Here is a 19,626-nt window from a genome sequence, read left to right on the forward strand (position 1 = left end):
TAGGTGGTCATGGGAAAATTAACTTCGCCGAGAACAATCAAGGATTTGATGGCGCGCTATGGTTTTCATTTTAGCAAGCGTCTCGGCCAAAATTTTATTATCGACGAAAGCGTGTTAGAACGCATTATAAAAGGCGCTGAGATTGGTTCGGAAGATGAGATCTTGGAAATAGGTCCTGGCATTGGTGTGATGACGGAAGCGCTTTGTGAACATGCGAAGCGTGTCGTCGCCATTGAAATTGATACATCGTTAATGCCGATACTAAATGAAACAGTAGGTCATTTCGACAATTTGAGCATTATCAATCAGGACGTTTTAAAGGTTGATTTACCGGCTTTGATTGAAGATGCTTTTGAAGGGCGTCGGCCTAAACTTGTGGCAAATTTGCCTTATTATGTGACAACGCCCATTATCATGACGTTTCTCGAACAGCGCATACCCATTTCGGATTTGGTTGTGATGATTCAGAAAGAAGTTGCCGACAGAATTCTTGCATCACCGTCGAGCCCTGATTACGGTGCGCTTTCTGTCGTCGTGCAGTATTTTACAGAACCAAGCATTGTAACGCGCGTTTCTAAAGGGTCGTTTATGCCGGCACCAAAAGTCGATTCGACTGTTATTAGGCTTAAGGTCAGAGAAACGCCTCCTGTTGCGCTGTTGGATGAGATAATCTTTTTTAATACCATACGCGATGCCTTTGGCAAACGTCGAAAGACATTGCAAAATGCGCTTTCAAGCGGACGGCTGGGACTTACGAAAATTGAGGCGGGTGAAGCACTCGTCGAAGCGGGCATTCCAGTTAATACGCGCGGGGAAGCGCTGGATATTCATGCATTTGCCAATTTGGCAAATGCTGTGGCGAGGCAAAAAGGGAAGTGATGTCATTTTGAAGAAAGTGTTTAACACAGAGCGCTTGATTTTAAAAGTGCTCGAACCAAGAGAAGCGGCACTGGTTGCAGCTTACTACAAACGCAATAAAACATTTTTGGAACCTTGGGAACACAAGAAAGCACCTGGTTTTTTTGATGTTGAGAACCATCGACTAACGCTGAAACTCGAAGAAGAGGGTTTTTTAAGAGGTGATATGGTACGGTTTTGGATTTTCGTGAAGCATTCAGATCATGAACTTCCCATTGGCAGCATTTCGCTGACGAATATCATTCGAGGTGTTTTCAAATCGTGTTTTTTAGGTTATAAACTGGACTATGAATACGAGGGAAGAGGCTATATGACGGAAGCAATTCAAAAGGTTGTCGAAGTTGCTTTTAAGGAGTTAAAGCTTCACCGCATTGAGGCAAATATAATGCCAAGAAATCATAAATCTATGCGAACCGTTGAGAAAAACGGTTTTGTCAACGAAGGTCTTGCACGTAAATATCTTAAAATTAACGGCATTTGGGAAGATCATTACCATATGGTCATTCTCAATGAAGCATTAGAATAGGAGGCAGTGATGGCAATCAAGATTATTGCGGACAGCGCAAGTGATATTCCCCATTCCATCGCGGAGGCACATGGTATTGAAGTGCTGCCGCTCATGGTATACATTGATGATGTCGAATACAGAGACAATGTTGATTTGACATCAGATGAGCTCTATGTGCGCATGCAGGCGGGCGCTAGTGTCAAGACGTCTCAAATTCCACTGGGCGTTTTCATGGAAGCCTTTGAACGCATGGCTCAAACAGAAGACGAGTATATTTATATAGCATTTTCATCGAATCTCTCTGGTACATATCAGACCGCAGTTCTGGCGCATGAAGATATTCTTGCAAAATATCCAAATGCTAAAATAACCATTATTGACACCAAATGTGCATCAATCGGCGTGGCACTTATTGTCGTTGAGGCAGCAAAAATGGCTGAAAGCGGTGCAACACATGACGAGATTGTCGCCTATGTGAACGGCGCTAAAACGTCAATGGAACACGTCTTTTCCGTTGATGATTTAGAATATCTTTTTAGAGGCGGACGCGTCAATCGGACACAGGCGACACTTGGTAATATTCTCAATATAAAACCTGTACTCAATGTTCAGGATGGATTTTTAATGCCAATTGACAAAGTAAAGGGCAAAAAGCGACGTTTGCAAAAGATGCTGGACTACGTGGAGACACACGGCAAGTATCTCGACAGGCAGTGCATCGGCATTGCGCATACAGTGAATGAAGAAGAGGCTGCTTTTGTTAAGTCGTATTTTGAAACGGCATATGGCACCCGCGAATTCATCGTAGGTCAGCTTGGGTGTACCATTGGTGCACATTGCGGTCCAGGTGTCATTGCCATATTCTTTAGGAGCAGTTTGTAAGATTGGATTTATCGGATTCGTCAAATTGTTGATAACGATTAAAATGGTTGGAGTAATTAATTAGCTTATGAGGGGATTTAGGATGAAAGCTGTCTTGTTTGTTGGAGGTTTGCTGGCGCTGGGCATTGCCAATGGACTCTATTTTGACGACAGCTATATGTCATATACTGAAAATCGAAGGCTGGCACCTTGGCCGGAATGGTCTAATGAAGATTTTTTCAGTGGCGCTTATACAATGGGGATCGATGATTTTTTAAGAGATCGCTTTCTCTACAGAGAGGCTTGGATTGACTTGTCGACCAAGCTTTCATCATTTCAAGGATTAAAAACACAGGATGATTTTGTTCTCCTGACCACAAATGGTGCCAATGAAGCGGTTGCCAGTGAAGAAAAAACGACGAAAACAGCGAAGATTGTGCACGACATAGCGCACTACCCCGATGATATCGGCATGCTCATTCCCGTTAAGCCCGAAAAGGGTGTAGACGTTTCGAAGGTAGAGTTTTCAGATGATTACAAGACCAACATATTAATTTACGATCAAAAAGGCATGACGTCATATGTTTATAAACCTGATACAGTTGACAGATTGGCAGAAGCATACAATCACTTCAGTGACAACTATTTAGATAAACTCAAGGTCTACGTGCTCATGGCGCCAAGTCCTGTCGCATTTGTAGATGATGATTATGCCAGATACACAGATAATCAGTATGATGCCATTCAGCAATTCTACAATGGACTAGAGCATGATATCGTAAAAATTGATCCTTATCCGGCTTTGGCAGCGCATCAGGATGAGTATATCTATTTTCGAACAGATCACCACTGGACATCGCTGGGGGCTTACTATGCTTATACGGAGGCCTGTCAGAAAATGGCGTTTGAGCCATACGACCTCACTGCTTTTGATGAGCTTACGGACATTGAATTTCTTGGCTCTATCTACAATCTGACACAAAGCGACGTTTTAAAGGCGCACGATGATAAGATTTCAGCCTACGTACCGAAGGCAAATGTGACGTACAAGGTCTACACCAGTCAAAGCACGTTAGACTATGACAGTGTTATCAGTGAAGCGTTTAATATTGACGATTATAAATACAAGCTCTTTTTAGGCGGTGATTTTGGATTGGCCGTGATTGATAATTTAGATCAACCAGATGATGGTGAGACGCTAATGGTGATCAAAGATTCCTATGGTAATGCGCTGACACCTTATTTTGTCAATCATTTTAAACGCATTGTGGTTGTAGACCTCCGTTATACGAGCAAGCCCGTTGCAGAGCTCGTCAATGAATACGGCGTCAATCGATTGATGCTCGTCAATTCTGGACAGGCGCTCGCCGCCGAATCCTATGCGGATATTCTTGAAAACGTCAACTAGGGGTGGCCGATGGTATTTTCCAGCATTGCATTTTTAATTTATTTTTTGCCGATTAACTTATTGATTTATTATATGCTGAAAACACGTGACCAGCGAAATGCTGTGCTCATTGTCTTTTCACTAATTTTCTATGCTTGGGGAGAACCTGTTTGGATTTCGCTGATGATCTTTAGCGCCGTCGTTGATTTTCTATGCGGTCGTTGGATCGCAAAACAGACGGTACCGCTAAAGCGGAGGTTGGGATTGATCGCATCACTTACATCTAATCTCGGTCTCTTGGGCTTTTTTAAATACGGTGGTTTTTTTGTGGATAACATTAACCAGCTGTTTCATCTCTCACTGCCGTTTCACACTTTTGCACTGCCTATAGGCATTTCGTTTTATACATTCCAGACGCTTTCTTATACCATTGATGTCTATCGTGGTGACGTTGAACCCAACACGCGTTTTTTTGACTTTTTACTGTATGTTTCACTTTTTCATCAACTTGTGGCGGGGCCAATTGTTCGATACCGCGATGTTGCACATGAAATTCGGAATCGTGAAGAAAACTGGTCTGATTTTTCTTATGGGGTAAACCGTTTCTGCATAGGTCTCTTTAAAAAAGTTTACTTTGGGAATATTGCAGGGGAGATTGGTGCCGTTATTCTGGATGGCGATCTGACAAAGCTAAGTGTTTCTGCGGCATGGCTTGGCAGTGCCTGTTTTGCCCTTCAAATTTATTACGACTTTTCAGGTTATTCTGATATGGCGATTGGACTGGGGCGAATGGTGGGCTTTCATTACCGCGAAAACTTCAACTATCCCTATATTTCAGAATCAATTTCAGCATTTTGGCGGCGATGGCATATTTCGCTCGGCAGTTTTTTCAGGGATTATGTGTATATTCCCCTTGGCGGTAATCGTAAACGCTTTTTCTGGAACATGGCTGTTGTATGGTTTTTAACGGGATTATGGCATGGCGCCAGTTGGAACTTTGTATTATGGGGCCTCTTTAACGGCATTTTGATTTTTGCCGAGCGATGGGGCAGTCGGTTGTTTCGTGATTTTTCCCTGCCGACGCTGATCGTACAGCCGATCAAGCACGTGTATTTTCTCGCGGCAATGCTCGTGGGATGGATGATTTTTTATTATCCGGCTGTATCGGATGGGTTAACTTATATTGGAATCATGTTCGGTTATGGCGCGGATGGCCTCGTAGAACCATCCACGATAACAACCATTCAGCATCACTTTGTTTTTTTTGCATTGGCTGTAATGGGGACGACCCCATTGCTCGAATGGCTGTGGAAGAAACTGAGAGGGCATGAACATTTGTGGGCAGAGACGGCGCTTCACTTTGGTCTTCTGGCGATTTCACTCGTCTATTTAATTGGACAATCCTATAATCCTTTTCTCTATTTCAGATTCTAGCATGAAATAAAACCCCAGATTGAAAGGTACAATTGCGGGTATATTAGAAATATGAAATTGAAAAGGAGGGGTAAGTATGATCAACAGCTTTAAAGATGCATTCAACTTTGAGACCAGCAAAGTCTTTTGTCTGGAAGATAATGAAATCGTAGAATTAGAAATGCCGATTTTGATGGACCTTTCGCAACTTTCGTACGGCAAGCTTAAAGTCATTACAAAATCAGATTACCCTATCAATCAATTTGTCAACATTGACGTCACTTTTTTGAGGACGCGTTTTTCTTTGGTTGGCAAAGTGCTGGAAGTGCATGAAACCAGTGATCATCTTTATGAAATCAACATTAGTTTGGAAGCATTGCCCAGCGGCATGATTTCTGAACTGAAAGAGAGTATGGCGATTATTCGGATTTAATGATATTTGTTTGTCAGGTTTGCCGAATTTTAGGTATAATAGAAATGTAGTGTGAAGTCTTTACAAATCTTTTTAATTGGATGGTGATAGACTGTGAGAAAAATAGCGACAAGTCAGTTGGAGCCGGGCATGATCCTCGGTGCTCCCATCGTTAGCAATGATAGCATGATAGAGCTATTGAGCAAAGGGACGAAACTTTCAAAAAGACATATTGCCCTCATTTCCCAGATGAGCATTGAAGATGTCTATATTTTGGACCATGCGGAAGAGCTCGATGAATCTGTCGAAATGGATCTGACTGATCTCGCTAATCGAGCGCATACGGAAGGCAAGCCCTTTGATGCAGATAAGCTGCAAAAGGCGCTGGATGAGATTGAAACACATGTCTATGAACCGGCAACCCGCTCTGCTGTCAACGCCAATATGGCGGTTCACGTATTGACAGGCGAAGGGAATGTGCCAATTGACGTGAAGCATGAAGAAGCTTTGCTGGATACCAAAAAGGTGATTGAAAATATCAAGGACGATGGGGAGTTGGATCTCGATCGCATCAGGCGCAATGTCGAAGAAACACTGCCGGATATGATTCGAAATAACGATGTACTCATGCGTCTCAATCAGCTTAAGGCTTCGGATGATTATACGTTTCATCATTCGCTGCGGGTTTCGATTTTAGCGTCGATGATAGGGAAATGGCTTGGATACAGTGAGCCTGAAATTTTAGAGCTCGCCGAAGCAGGTCTTTTATTCGATATGGGAAAACTTCATATTCCGGAATTTTTACTTCAAAAACCTGGGCAAGTGACACCTGATGAATTTGAACTCATTAAAAAACATGCACAATTTGGGTACAGCATTCTGCTTAAGACGCGTGGGGTCAGCAACAATATCAAGTATGCTGCGCTGCACCACCACGAGCGCATGGACGGCAGCGGTTATCCGCTGAGACTGCGTGAAAATCAGATTCATGATTTTGCGAAAGTTATCATGGTCTGCGACGTTTTTGATGCACTGATTTCAGATCGTCCATACAAAAAGGCAATCTCGCCGATTATGGCGGCTGAATATCTTTCGTGGACTAGCGGCAAGCTCTTTGATTCAAAAGTCTGTTACGTCCTGATTAAAAAACTTTCTGAGTTTTACCTTGGCAAGACGGTGAAGCTCACCAACGGCGATGTCGGTAAAATTGTTTTCATCGAAGAAAATTATCCGACGAGGCCAATTGTTCAAGTGGGTGAAAAATTTGTGAATCTCATCAAAGAGCGTTCTATTAATGTTGAAACGTTGATGTAATGCTAGCGTTCACAGTTGCTTCTCAATAAAAGAGACGATTTAGTGATTGATTTTATTGTGGCAAACATTGGTGTTTTGGATTAAGAACTGTGTTTTTAGCCATGTGGGCTTGACATTTTTTGATGAATTGATTATATTTATATCACTTGGAAGAACTAAATAATAGAGCGTATGGATTGAAGAAAGGCCTCTCATGGGGATTTAGAGAGCAGTGTGGCAGGTGAAAACACTGACGATATGGGTTGTTTCATTACACTTCAAGAGCTTTTACGGGAAACCGTGACGCATGCTGAGCGTTAAACAGTTTAAGGCAATTGTATTGGCAATATCAATACAATTGTAAAGTAAGGTGGTAACACGGGTGCTCTCGTCCTTCGACGGGGAGCGCCCTTTTTTATTTGTATCAGATGGATGCTGCAAATCTTATGAAAAAAGATTTGAACTTACTTTGAGTATTTTACAGGTGAATAGTCCCCAAAACATGGTGGTCACAAATCAGGGTAATAAGATAGAAGAAAAGATGAGTCTAAAAGAAGAAAGATAAAAGAAAAAATAAAAGAAAAGATTCTTTTGTATAAGATTATTTAAAGATAGGAAGGTGTTTTGACATGCAGACAAAGAATGTATACGATACGCTGATGGAGCGTGGTTACATTGAACAGGTGACACATGAGGACGAAGTCAGGGAATTGCTTGAAAAAGAGCGCGTAACGTTTTATATCGGCTTTGACCCTACGGCTGACAGTCTTCATTTGGGTCACTTTATTCAAATTATGGTAATGATGCATATGCAGCGTGCGGGCCATATCCCCATTGCACTGGTTGGGGCCGGCACGGCAAAGGTTGGCGATCCTTCGGGCAAGACGGATATGCGTAAAATGCTGACATCCGGACAGCTCGATGAAAACGCCATGGCGCTTAAGAGACAAATGCAGCAATATCTGACACTGGACGGTGAAAACGGTATCCTCGCCAATAATGCAGACTGGCTCGACCATCTGAATTACATTACTTTTTTAAGAGAAGTCGGCGTCAAATTTTCAGTGAATAAAATGCTGACGGCAGAATGCTTTAAGTCGCGACTTGAGCGCGGCCTCAGCTTCTTGGAATTTAACTACATGATTATGCAGGCGTATGATTTTCTCGAACTCAATAATCGACATCACTGCAAAATGCAGTTCGGCGGCAATGACCAGTGGTCCAATATCATCGCCGGTGTTGAATTATGCCGCAAGATAAAGAGCGAGCAGGTATACGGTCTCACTTTTAAACTGCTCTTGACCAGCGATGGCAAAAAAATGGGTAAGACGGAAAAGGGCGCCATTTGGATTGATTCTGATAAAACGTCGCCTTATGAACTGTTTCAATACCTTCGCAATATTGAAGATGCAGATGTTGAAAACTGTCTGCGCCTATTGACATTCCTGCCAATGGATGAAGTAAAGCGTTTGGCAGCACTTGAAGGTTCTGAGATCAATCATGCGAAAGAAGTTTTGGCCTTTGAGTTTACGAAGATCGTTCATGGTGAAGCGGAAGCACAAAAGGCGCTGGATGCAGCAAAGGCGCTCTTTGCAGGCGGCGGCGACAGTGAAAACATACCAACGACAATGGTACCGCTCTCAGCGATTGAAGCGGGTTTGCCGCTTTTGGATGCAATGATTTACATTGGTCTGATTAAATCAAAAGGTGAGGGCAAACGCCTGATTCAGCAAAATGGCGTCGCCGTCAATGATGTAACAGTCGCTGACTTTGCAAGAATCTTAACACCTGAAGACTTAACAGATGGCAGTCTCATGATTCGAAAAGGCAAAAAAGTATACCAACGTATTACAGTTGAATCCTAAAAGCGAACTGTTTTTCAATAAAAAATATCGGCATTTCCGAATATGGGATAACAAATTTTATCCATGTAGCGGGATGCCTTTTTTTATCTTTAAAACTTAATGGGTATTTCATTTATCATTTCTGAAAGAATGGGTTATAATATTAGCATATTGAGGAGGCATAAATGATTGAAGTCAGCGGATTAAAAAAATCCTATAAACTCAGTAAACGACAGCTTGCGATGATTGCCGATCGACAGGCGCGGCAAAAAGTAAAAATTGCCGTCAGCGATCTTTCTTTCACTGTGAGGCCCGGCACTATTTTTGGATTGCTAGGTCCAAACGGCGCGGGCAAGACGACAACGCTCCGATGCATTTCAACCCTGTTAAAACCAACGGATGGCAAAGTGCTCGTCATGGGGATTGATGCTGAAGAATCACCTGAAAAAGTCAGGGCATCTATTGCATTTTTAACGAACGACTTGAAGCTCGATAAACACTTTACACCGCTGGATACCCTTCGCTTCTTTGCAGATTTGCATCGTGTGCCAAAAGCACTTGCTGAAGAAAGAGCGGATGTGTTATTTGAATATTTTGATATTACGCCTTTTAAAGACAAAAAAATTGGTGAACTGTCACAGGGGATGATGCAAAAGGTCGCCATTGCGGTAAGTCTTATTCACGATCCGCCAGTCGTCATTTTCGATGAGCCTACCAATGGCCTCGATATCATTACGGCGCGAAAAGTGACCGATTATTTAAAAATGCTTCGAGATCAGGGTAAAACGATTATCATTTCAACGCATATCATGACAGTTGCCGAAAAACTCTGTGATGAAATAGCCGTCATTTTAAACGGCTCACTGGCCGCGGCGGGGACAGTTGCATCACTGCTTGAACAGACGGGGCAAAAAGATCTTGACGATGCCTTTTTTGAAATTTATCGAGCGGAAAATGGAGGTGTCTCATGAGCCAAGCACTAAAGAGTATTATTAGAAGAGAGCTAAAACGTATTTTTACAGATCGCAGAATGGTGATTACACTGTTTCTCATACCGGCACTCAGTATTGGCGTGATTTATTCTGTCATGGGGTATCTTTCCATGAACTTTATAAAAGATGTTGAAGCGCATGTATCGTCCTATGTGATCAGTGACGCCCCTGATAGCTTTAAGACGTTTTTGGCACAAAATGCCGAATTGACAGAAGGCGTAGAGGTGACATACGTTTCAGGGGAAACGGTTGATACATATGCACCATTGATCAAAGAGGGATCGCTGGATATGTTTGCGCGTTTTAATGACGATTTTGACAGTCGTATTGAATCCGTCGAATCAGCCTCTGTTTACACATACTACAATTATGGTGAAGACTATTCGGAAGCTTCTTTTCATCATTTTGTGAATGATATGCTGGATACCTATCGAAATGGTATTTTGGCAGATCGATTTGAAAATCCAAATGCGATCAAAGTATTTGATGTTGAAGACTTAAGTGAAACAGCTGAAACGGTTAACGAGGACAAAGCCTCCGGCAAAATTTTAAGTACTATTATCCCGATGCTGATCTCTATCTTTCTATTTGCCGGTGCGATGAGTGTCGTCATGGATTCCATTGCCGGCGAAAAAGAGCGCGGGACTCTGGCGACGCTGCTGGTAACGCCTGTTAAACGGGAGGCGATTGCCATTGGCAAAATGATTAGCCACGCGATTATTGCAACGCTTTCTGCCCTTTCGTCTATTGCGGGTATGCTGCTGACTCTGGGTATACTCATGCTCTTAATGCCGAATGAAGTGAGTATTGGCGTTTCATTTGGCTACAGCGCATTGGATATCCTCTATCTCATTGGACTGATTGTTATGTTGGTAGGTATTTATGTCGGGATTATCAGTCTGCTCAGTGCTGTATCGAAAAATGTCAAGGAAGCGGGAACTTATATGACACCTGTGTACATGTTGATTATGGTGGTATCGTTTTTGAACATGTATGCTTTTAACGCTGAACCGCTTTGGAAATATGCGATCCCGATCTATGGTCAGATTGTCGGTTTAAAAGAAATATTCATGTATCAGATAACACCGATAAAATTCTTTGTCGCACTTGCCAACGCAGCGGTTACGTGGACGGTTCTGGTGCTTTGGATCAGAAACCTGTTTAACAATGAAAAAGTTATTTTTACCTCATCGTAGAGAAAGTGAAAGTATAGAGAAAGTGAAGGCGTAGAGGAAATGAAGGCGGTATGAGCCGCTGGCGTATTGGAGGCGCAATGTGGTCACAAATTAAACGCGAGATATTTGAAAATGAACAAATGGATATTTATGAAAAAATGTGTTTGCTCGTGCTCATGGCGCAGGAAGAAGAGGTCGAACTCAGTTCTGAAGAATTGGCGCGATATATGGGCTGTACGGCAGTCACGGCGAAGCGCGCTTTTGAAGCGCTTCAGCAAAAGGGTTATTTGGCCAGTGAAGAGGAGGCGGTATCCGATGTTTTAGAAGCAATGGCGCCATCTTCACCATATGAGAAAGTTAAAAAGACACTTGATGATTACAGTGGGAACGTCGTCTCAGGTGAATCGGCTGAGCAGACTTCACAAATTTTCCTAGAGCCGACAGATCATTTCAGAGAGGGGTTCTTTATAGATGGTATGGCAGAAGCTCAGGAGGAAGCTGACGCAGAAGCTCAGACAGAGGCGGCGGGGTCAGAAGCGGTGAAGACTTCTGGTGAAGCAGAGGAAGAGCGGCGTGCTCGACTCAGAGCCTATCTGCTGGGAGATGAGAAGCCGCCGGAAAAGCCTTTTGTCAGTGTCAAAGAAGCAAAGAATCGACTCGTCGACCAAGTCATTGAAATTATCGATGAAAAAATCAGTTTTAAAGAAGCGAATATTATCTTGGGTTTTTCGGGCAATGATATCGAGCGCATTAAACGGAAATATAAAATTGCAAAAATGAGTCAAGTGAGTGATACCATTGGGGTACTCATCAACGAGCTTCAAAAACCTGAAGAGCTTGACAAAGGCGGTCGTCCCTCTAATGTTATTAAAGCGGATATTTTGGATGATGAAGAAACACCGCCTACTGCATCGAAGCAGCACGCTGTAGAATCTCAGCGCAGCACACAGGTCAATGCCATGCAGATCTTAAGGATGCAGGCGTACCAAAAGCAGAAGAAGGGACCTAAAGCATGAATTTTAAACGCATACGTTTTTTAATGATCAGCATGCTTTTGATCGGAGCGCTGATGTCGGCAGGCTGTTCGAAGCAGGAAACGCCTCCATCAACGCAGGAGCTCGAAGCAGAAGAAGAGGTTGAAGAAGCTGTGGCAGTTCCCATTGAAGAGGATGCGTTGACGGCGCTTCGAGATACCATTCAAGATGAAATGCGCGTATTTGACGTCGTGGCACATCATGATGCCATCTATGAACAAGTGAAGGCACAGGTGACTGCGGAGATGGACGATGCGGCACTCACGGAAGCTATTCAAATGGTTGTCTCAGACTATATGAATGAACAGCTGAAAAAACGCATTGATGAAGGGCTTTCTGCTATTCAGGAGCACTATACATCGGACGATGCGGCGTGGGTGCAGGATACGGTTCGGACAGCTGATCTCTATGAACTAATAACGGTCTATGAACGCGAATACTATAAGCGAAACCATTGATAGAGGTGAAGCAATATGCAAAATATACTGATTGCGGAAGATGAAAAAAGACTTCGGGAAATATTGGGCAAGTATTTTATGGCGCAAGGATTCAGTGTCTTTGAGGCATCTGACGGCTTTGAAGCGCTTAAAATTGTAGAGAACCATGAAATTGATGTCGTCCTGATGGATATCATGATGCCTAAAATGGATGGTTTTGAAGCGACAAAGCAGATTCGCAGTATTTCAGATGCGCTGATTATTATGCTCACTGCACGTGATGATGATGAAGATAAAATCAAGGGACTTGAGATCGGAGCAGACGAATACGTGACCAAACCCTTTAGTCCAAAAGTGATTGTCGCCCGTGTTAACGCTTTACTGAAACGCGTTGCAGCAGGCGCCGAGACAAATCAAATTATAAAATCGGGACAGCTCTCTATTAATCGATCCAAATACACGGTTACTGACGGAGAGGATGAGGTATTGCTCAGTCCCAAGGAGTTTGAACTGCTGTCTCTGTTGGTACAGAATAAGAATAACGTTATGACGCGTGCACACATTTTGGATCAAATTTGGGGATATGATTATTACGGCGATTATCGTACGGTGGATACGCATATTAAAAAAATCCGGAAAAAGTTGACGTATAGCAGCGACCATATTAAGACCATCGTGCGCGTCGGGTATATGTATGAGGTGAAATAATGAGATCATCCAGTGTGGTAATCCGTCTGTTTGTGGTGACGACATTTATATTTGTCGTCTTTGTCACCATTGCTTTTGTCATCCAATTGCGCAGCTTTGAAACGTATTACTATGATTTGAAAATCAAGGATATTGATGCACAGTATGAATCGTTTGAAATGCTCTATGACGAGGCAAAGTGGAATCAAACACTGCTCGATCAGAACGTGCAGTATTTTGAGAATAAAAACAATGTGAAGGTTGCACTGGTAGATTATCATTATGGAATTATCAATGAACAAAAGTATAAGATTTTCGTGATGGATACAAATGGACAGGTTTATGAAGTTGAGCTCAATGAAGTATTCACCCCAGAAGATTACCTTTCACTGTCCGTCAACCGCGGCGATGAAATTGATGTTTATGGCTATCTTTGGGGTGATGATCTGAGCAATATTTCTCTAATGCAAATGAAAATCAATGATGTGATGGTTTTCGATGGCATCGATCCAAAGGTTCGCGGAAAATTAAGTCTGGATCATATCTCAGGCACGGTGCTCAGCTTGCGCATTCCAGATGAGGACGATTTAATTTACGGCGCTGGGAAGAACAGTCTTGCCACAGCAGTAGATAAGTATTACTTTAATCAGGGTGATTTAAACATTACCGATAACAGTTTTATCTTTTCAGATTATGAAACGGGACGAGAATACATTGTCAAAGTTTTTAATGTTGGTGATGCCACGGTTAAATCAATTTTTTTTATGACGGATCAACAGCCGATTATCGAGGCGACAACGGCATTGAAGTCTTTTTATCCGGCACTGATTACAGGGGTGTTTATCGTTGGTGCCGTGATGATGTTCTTTCTCATCTTCAGTATTTCAAATCCGCTTTACGATATTGAGCGCAAAGCGGAAAAACTCGTACAGCTGGATTTTACAGAGTATCTTGAGGTGAAACACAATGATGAAATTGGCAGGCTTTCTAAAAGCCTTAACCATCTCTCCTATAACCTCGAGAATTCACTGAAAGCGCTCAATGAAGCCAATGAGAAGCTCGTAGAAGATATGGCGAAAGACCGTGAGGTAGAGCATATGCGCAAAGAGTTTATTCGCAATGTCTCTCACGATTTCAAAACGCCGCTCGGTGTTATCAGGGCATTTACAGAGGGAATGGAAGACGGTGTACTAGAGGAAGATTTATCCTATTACGCGGGGATTATCCTTGATGAGGTTGAGACGCTGGAAGCTTTGGTCAACGATATGCTGGAACTTTCAAAACTTCAAACGGGGGCGTATACGCTGGATATCGAAGAATTTCATTTCAATACCATGGTGGAAGGACTTATTGAAAAAAGTCAGAAACTCGCTTCAAAAAAACAAATTTCCCTAGCTTTTACTGGTGCTGCCTATGACCTCGTTTACGGTGATTACCGCAAATTGTCGAGAGCGGTGCAGAACTTTATTGCCAATGCGATTCAGTACGGTGATGCGGGAACGGAAGTGACACTCATGACGACGGTGATCGAACGCCGCATTCGTTTTGAGATCTATAACCACTGTGCGCCGATACCGGAAGCTTATCTGGAAAAAGTATGGGTCAAATTTTTTAGAGCGGATGAATCGCGAACGAAATCGGGCAGCGGCAGCGGTCTTGGTCTTGCAATTACAAAGGAGATTTTAGAGCAGCATCAATGCAAATACGGCGTTGCAAATACTGAAAGTGGTGTCGTTTTCTATTTCGAAATGGATAAATATGTAAATCACATTGTGTAAATTTAACAATGAATTATGAATACACTATTCATATATGCAGATTGAGGTAGTATTTACAACGCTTTCGGCGTATACAGAATATGTAAAATGTATTCATCGTTTGGGGGATAACAACATAAGTTAAATTTTTGTAATTGACACCTTTTAATGATGTGTTATAATTTGAAAGACTTAAAAAGCATAGCGCTTCGCTATGTTTTTATCATTTTAAAAAAGAAGATTTGAGTCTCACGATTTCTGGATAACCCGCCGAAATGGTGTGTATCGATATTGTTTTCAGATCGATGTCATCAAAAGATGAATCAAATCTAAATTTCAGAGGAAGGTAGATATTATGAAGTTGAACCATATGTTTTTTTATGGTGCCTTTATTATCGTATTAATTAGTTTGGGTGTGCTGTTTTCAGCGCATTTAGAGGCATCGGAAAAAATTGAAGTTTATACGGATGAAATTTCAACACTTACAGAAAAAATGGAAGCCCAAAGTGCACTGATAACAGCTATGCAAACGCAGCTGAATGCAGCAACTGAAACCTTGGAATCACAACAGGATATTGTTTTAAAATACCAAGCGCTCGATCGTGTTATCGACTTTGACAGCATTGAAATGGATCAGTTATCCAAGGCTAATGAAATTGCCGAAAACACGCCGCTGGATCTGGCGGCAGCAACATCACTGGTGAAGTACGCAGATCAATTTGATATTCCGTATTCACTGGTCTTGTCGATCATTGATCTTGAAAGCAATTTTAAAGCCGATCTCGTGGGAACGCACGAAGATCGAGGTTATATGCAAATTATACCGAAAACGGAATCTTGGCTTGCAACGGCCTATGGCGAGGAACTGGGACTCTCTTACGACCCAACGCGTATTTTTGAACCCGACTATAATTTGGCGCTGGGTATTAAGTATTTAGATGTCTTGATGAGCTCAAACGGCGCAAACATGGAGAAAATTTTATCGGAATACAATCGCGGTCCGTATAATTTAGAAAAGTATTTTGCACTGAACCAAACGTATTCAACTGATTATTCCAGAACGGTTCTCAACAAAGAACGCAAGTATTTGTCTTACAATCAGTAGGACAGCTATTCGTAAAAATGGCAGTCAGACCGAAGTTCAGCCTGCTTTGAGCGGTGTGTCCTGTTGTGGAGAAAGGTATGATTGAGAAGTCGCCATGGGTGGCTTCTCTTTTCACTTTTTGATAAAATAGGCGTAGTCGATTGTCAAGGGGGCTTGAATGTACGAACAAAGTGTTTCCGTCAGAAATCTAGTAGAATTTGTATACCGGTCCGGCAGCCTAGATCTTCGCTTCCAAGGCAAATCAAAAATGGTGGACGGCATGAAGATTCACCAGATGATTCAAGAGTCTCAGGGTGGTGATTATTTGCCGGAGGTGTCGCTTCAGCATGTGCACAGCTTTGAAGATGCTGAGAGCGGTGAGACCATACTGCTTAAAATCGGCGGGCGCGCAGATGGGATTTTGGAAACGGCTGAGGGTTATACCATTGACGAGATCAAAGGGGTTTCACGGGATCTTGAAACCATTGATGCAGAGACTTATCCGGTTCACTGGGCCCAAGCAAAATATTACGGGTTTATGTTTGCGGCGCTGAACAATTTATCTGAGATGACGATTCAGCTTACATATGCCAATTTTGAAAGCCAGGAAATCAAACGTATTCGAAAGGTGTGTTCATTTGAAGAGCTGGAAGCATTTCATATGACAACCGTTCGGGAATTTGAAAAATGGGTGGCGATGAAGCATCGCTGGCAAAAACGGCGCAATGCATCCATTGAATCAATGGCTTTTCCATTTCCGGATTATCGAAGAGGTCAGCGGGAGATGGCCGTTGCGGTTTATCAGGCGATTAAACGCGAACAGGTGGCGTTCGTCGAAGCGCCGACGGGGATCGGGAAGACGATTTCAACACTTTTTCCCGCAATTAAGAGCTTGAATGAATCGATGACGGATAAAATATTTTATTTGTCGGCAAAAGCCATTACAAAAAGGGTTGCGGAGGATACCGTCAGCCTCTTATATACGTGCGGTCTTGAACTTCGGCAGATGACACTGACGGCGAAAGATAAAATCTGTTTTTTGGATCAGGCAACGTGCTATCCGGAAAAGTGTCCTTATGCAAATGGACACTTCGACCGCGTCAACGACGCGCTTTGGGAAATATTGAACAGTGCTAAACACTATACACGGGAGGCTGTGGAAACGGTTGCCGAGCGGTACAAGGTCTGTCCCTATGAGTTTTCACTGGACTTGGCAATTCATGCGGATGTTGTCGTCTGCGATTACAATTATGCTTTTGATCCAAGGGTTTACTTAAGGCGCTTTTTTGATGTGCCCAGTGAATCTTACCTATTTCTCGTAGATGAAGCGCATAATCTGGTAGACCGGGCGCGGACAATGTTTTCTGCGACGCTTAGCAAGGAGAAGGTCATGTCGGTTAAACGCATTGTCGGTGACCGAGACCGCTATTTAAAAAAGGAACTCGATGGCGTTAATCGCATGTTTTTAGAGGTGCGGAAAAAGTGTGATGAGACGGGATTATATGTGGATAATGATGAAATTCCGGAGATTTATACACAGCTTAGAAGGCGTGCTGTGAATATTGAAAAGTGGCTCGCCAGTGGTCATGCTTTTGAAGGTTATGATTTGGTACTGGATCTTTATTTTGATATTTTGTCTTATCTTAGAATTAGTGAACTTTATGATAAAGGGTTCTTGTTCTACATGGTGAATGGGCATCGCCCAAGTACGATGATTAGACTTTTTTGCATCAATCCTGCGACACAGCTTCAACGGTTTATTGGTAATAGCAGGGCAACTGTGTTTTTTTCAGCAACATTGTCGCCGATACACTATTACCGTAGGCTGCTGACGACAATTGAGGCGCCGCAGTGCTATCGGCTGCCATCGCCTTTTGACCAGTCAAAAAGACTCGTTTTAACAGCACGTGAAGTCAGCGTCAAGTATAAAGACCGTGAACAGTCACTTGAACAGATTTGTCAGTATGTCCACGTAATGGCTGCGGCCAAGGCGGGAAACTATATGGTTTTTATGCCTTCCTATCAATATATGGATCGCATCGCAGACGCTTTTGTTGAAGCTTACGATGGTATTTATGATATAATAGTGCAGGGTAGGCAAATGTCTGAAGAAGACAGGAACGACTATTTGCAGTCTTTTGAGATACACCGAAAAGGGCGTGCAAATGGTGAGGACGTCAGGACGCTCATCGGTTTCGCCGTACTCGGCGGCATTTTTTCCGAGGGCATTGATCTAAAAGGCGATTTGCTGATTGGCACTGCGATTATTGGCGTTGGTTTACCCATGATTTCGTTTGAAAACAATTTGATAAAGGCGTATTTTGAAGCAGATGGCTACGATTTTGCCTATCGTTTTCCAGGCATCAATAAAGTGATGCAGGGTGCAGGGCGTGTGATTAGAGATCACGAGGATCGCGGTGTTATCTTACTAATGGATACGCGGTTCATGCAGCGGCAATACACGGCCATACTGTCGGACCATTGGGTGCAAAAAACAGTTCACATCGACACCATTGAGGATGTACTACAATCATTTTGGAGAGAGGAGCCTGATTTATGAAGGTTAAAAAGGCCGTTATACCGGCAGCCGGGTTTGGCACGCGATTTTTGCCGGCGACGAAGTCAATGCCAAAGGAAATGCTGACCATCGTCGATCGACCTGCTATTCACTACAATGTGGAGGAACTCATTGATGCTGGCATTGAAGATATTCTCATCATTATTGGCCGCAACAAAGAAGAAATTGTGAATTATTTTGATAAATCACCGGAGTTGGAAGTCTTTTTAAAAGAACAGCAAAAAGAAGCACTCTATGAACTCACCGAGCGCATTGCCAACATGGCCAATATCTTTTTCGTAAGGCAGAAAGAAGCGAAGGGACTGGGACATGCCGTCTATTGTGCGAAGAGTTTTGTCGGCGACGAACCGTTTGCACTGCTGTTGGGCGATGATATCGTCTATTCGCAGACGCCTTGTATTAAACAGCTCATGGATGTCTATGAAACTTATGAAAGTACGATTGTGGGCGTGCAGGGTGTTGCGCGCGATCAAGTGAATAAATATGGGATTGTCGACGGTGTCAAGGTAGAGGACAAACTTTATGAAATTAAGGGCATGGTGGAAAAGCCAGGTGTCGAAGAGGCGCCGTCCAATATTGCGATTTTAGGGCGCTATATTTTAACACCGGACATCTTCGATATGATTGAGAAGACGAAACCAGGCAAGGGTAATGAAATTCAATTGACGGATGCGCTGATCCATCTCAGCAAACATAAAGAACTCTATGCCTATGAATTTGACGGCAAGCGATATGATACCGGTGATAAACTGGGTTATCTCAAAGCAACGGTGGAATATGCACTGAGAACAGAAGCGCTTTCAGAAGATTTTAGAGATTATCTCAGAAGTATTATCTGAGGCAATTGCAATATAGCCTCAAGTTGCCTTTTCACCACAATCTGCTGCATGCCCGTCCTTTGAAAGATGCCGTTTACGCATCTGATTACGGATGAAAGTGCGTCAAGTAAAATGACCGTAAATGATGAAGAATTGTACAATTGCCGAGACAGGGATTCCGTGGCCCCCTGTCTTTTGTTCGTTTTTGAAGATTTTGATGATTATGCTGTATGAGTAGATTCTAGCTAAAAATTTGTCATGGAATATGATTGGGTGCATGCTAAAGCAATTCGTTAAATCATATTGCACGTTTGTATCATATAACGTATAATGCATTTAATATAACGCATTTGACAGGATGTATTTGATTTGATGATTTTCATAGAACGTGTAGAATATAGTACCTTATGACATTATATCAATGGGCA

General features: G+C 42.7%; 17 protein-coding genes. All 17 read left to right on the forward strand.

Annotation, left to right across the window (positions count from 1 at the left end):
* The first annotated feature begins 9 nt into the window (after window positions 1-9).
* The 17 genes from rsmA (at window position 10) to galU (ending at window position 19,219) form a co-directional block, all read left to right on the forward strand.
* Entirely contained in the window at window positions 10-879 is an 870-nt protein-coding gene (rsmA, locus tag KHM83_RS10830) for a 16S rRNA (adenine(1518)-N(6)/adenine(1519)-N(6))-dimethyltransferase RsmA (protein WP_213237033.1), read from the forward strand.
* Window positions 880-895: 16 nt separating this feature from the next.
* Window positions 896-1,444, forward strand: a complete 549-nt coding sequence (locus KHM83_RS10835; protein ID WP_343213145.1) for a GNAT family N-acetyltransferase — start codon at window positions 896-898, stop codon at window positions 1,442-1,444.
* 9 nt (window positions 1,445-1,453) lie between these two features.
* Entirely contained in the window at window positions 1,454-2,308 is an 855-nt protein-coding gene (locus KHM83_RS10840) for a DegV family protein (RefSeq protein WP_213237035.1), read from the forward strand.
* An 82-nt stretch (window positions 2,309-2,390) separates the two neighbouring features.
* Window positions 2,391-3,695 carry a DHHW family protein gene (locus KHM83_RS10845; RefSeq protein WP_213237036.1) on the forward strand — a complete coding sequence of 435 codons (1,305 nt, stop codon included), beginning with the start codon at window positions 2,391-2,393 and terminating at the stop codon, window positions 3,693-3,695.
* A gap of 9 nt (window positions 3,696-3,704) precedes the next feature.
* Complete coding sequence (locus tag KHM83_RS10850) at window positions 3,705-5,108, forward strand: MBOAT family O-acyltransferase (protein ID WP_213237037.1); 1,404 nt, start codon at window positions 3,705-3,707, stop codon at window positions 5,106-5,108.
* Between the two features lie 76 nt (window positions 5,109-5,184).
* Window positions 5,185-5,520, forward strand: coding sequence for a hypothetical protein (locus KHM83_RS10855; RefSeq protein ID WP_213237038.1), 336 nt, complete (start codon window positions 5,185-5,187; stop codon window positions 5,518-5,520).
* 93 nt (window positions 5,521-5,613) lie between these two features.
* Window positions 5,614-6,813, forward strand: a complete 1,200-nt coding sequence (locus KHM83_RS19965; protein WP_213237039.1) for an HD-GYP domain-containing protein — start codon at window positions 5,614-5,616, stop codon at window positions 6,811-6,813.
* Between the two features lie 608 nt (window positions 6,814-7,421).
* Window positions 7,422-8,657 (forward strand): tyrosine--tRNA ligase, encoded by a 1,236-nt coding sequence (tyrS, locus tag KHM83_RS10865; protein WP_213237040.1) that lies wholly within the window; start codon window positions 7,422-7,424, stop codon window positions 8,655-8,657.
* A 164-nt stretch (window positions 8,658-8,821) separates the two neighbouring features.
* Window positions 8,822-9,607: an ABC transporter ATP-binding protein gene (locus tag KHM83_RS10870; protein WP_213237041.1), complete on the forward strand. Its 786-nt coding sequence runs from the start codon at window positions 8,822-8,824 to the stop codon at window positions 9,605-9,607.
* A complete protein-coding gene (locus KHM83_RS10875) occupies window positions 9,604-10,824 on the forward strand; it encodes an ABC transporter permease subunit (RefSeq protein WP_213237042.1) in 1,221 nt (406 codons plus the stop codon). The genes KHM83_RS10870 and KHM83_RS10875 overlap by 4 nt, the downstream gene beginning before the upstream one ends.
* A 77-nt stretch (window positions 10,825-10,901) precedes the next feature.
* A complete protein-coding gene (locus tag KHM83_RS10880; protein ID WP_213237043.1) occupies window positions 10,902-11,819 on the forward strand; it encodes a hypothetical protein in 918 nt (305 codons plus the stop codon).
* Entirely contained in the window at window positions 11,816-12,295 is a 480-nt protein-coding gene (locus KHM83_RS10885) for a hypothetical protein (RefSeq protein ID WP_213237044.1), read from the forward strand. The genes KHM83_RS10880 and KHM83_RS10885 overlap by 4 nt, the downstream gene beginning before the upstream one ends.
* Before the next feature lie 15 nt (window positions 12,296-12,310).
* Window positions 12,311-12,982: a response regulator transcription factor gene (locus tag KHM83_RS10890; RefSeq protein WP_213237045.1), complete on the forward strand. Its 672-nt coding sequence runs from the start codon at window positions 12,311-12,313 to the stop codon at window positions 12,980-12,982.
* Entirely contained in the window at window positions 12,982-14,739 is a 1,758-nt protein-coding gene (locus tag KHM83_RS10895) for a sensor histidine kinase (protein WP_213237046.1), read from the forward strand. The genes KHM83_RS10890 and KHM83_RS10895 overlap by 1 nt, the downstream gene beginning before the upstream one ends.
* Before the next feature lie 334 nt (window positions 14,740-15,073).
* Window positions 15,074-15,823, forward strand: a complete 750-nt coding sequence (locus KHM83_RS10900) for a transglycosylase SLT domain-containing protein (RefSeq protein WP_213237047.1) — start codon at window positions 15,074-15,076, stop codon at window positions 15,821-15,823.
* A gap of 157 nt (window positions 15,824-15,980) precedes the next feature.
* Complete coding sequence (locus KHM83_RS10905) at window positions 15,981-18,362, forward strand: ATP-dependent DNA helicase (RefSeq protein ID WP_213237048.1); 2,382 nt, start codon at window positions 15,981-15,983, stop codon at window positions 18,360-18,362.
* Window positions 18,359-19,219, forward strand: a complete 861-nt coding sequence (galU, locus tag KHM83_RS10910) for a UTP--glucose-1-phosphate uridylyltransferase GalU (protein ID WP_213237049.1) — start codon at window positions 18,359-18,361, stop codon at window positions 19,217-19,219. Before KHM83_RS10905 ends, galU begins: the two co-directional genes overlap by 4 nt.
* Window positions 19,220-19,626: the final 407 nt, after the last annotated feature.

Origin of the sequence: Fusibacter paucivorans, assembly GCF_018390735.1 — a bacterium.
GTDB lineage: Bacteria > Bacillota > Clostridia > Peptostreptococcales > Acidaminobacteraceae > Fusibacter > Fusibacter paucivorans.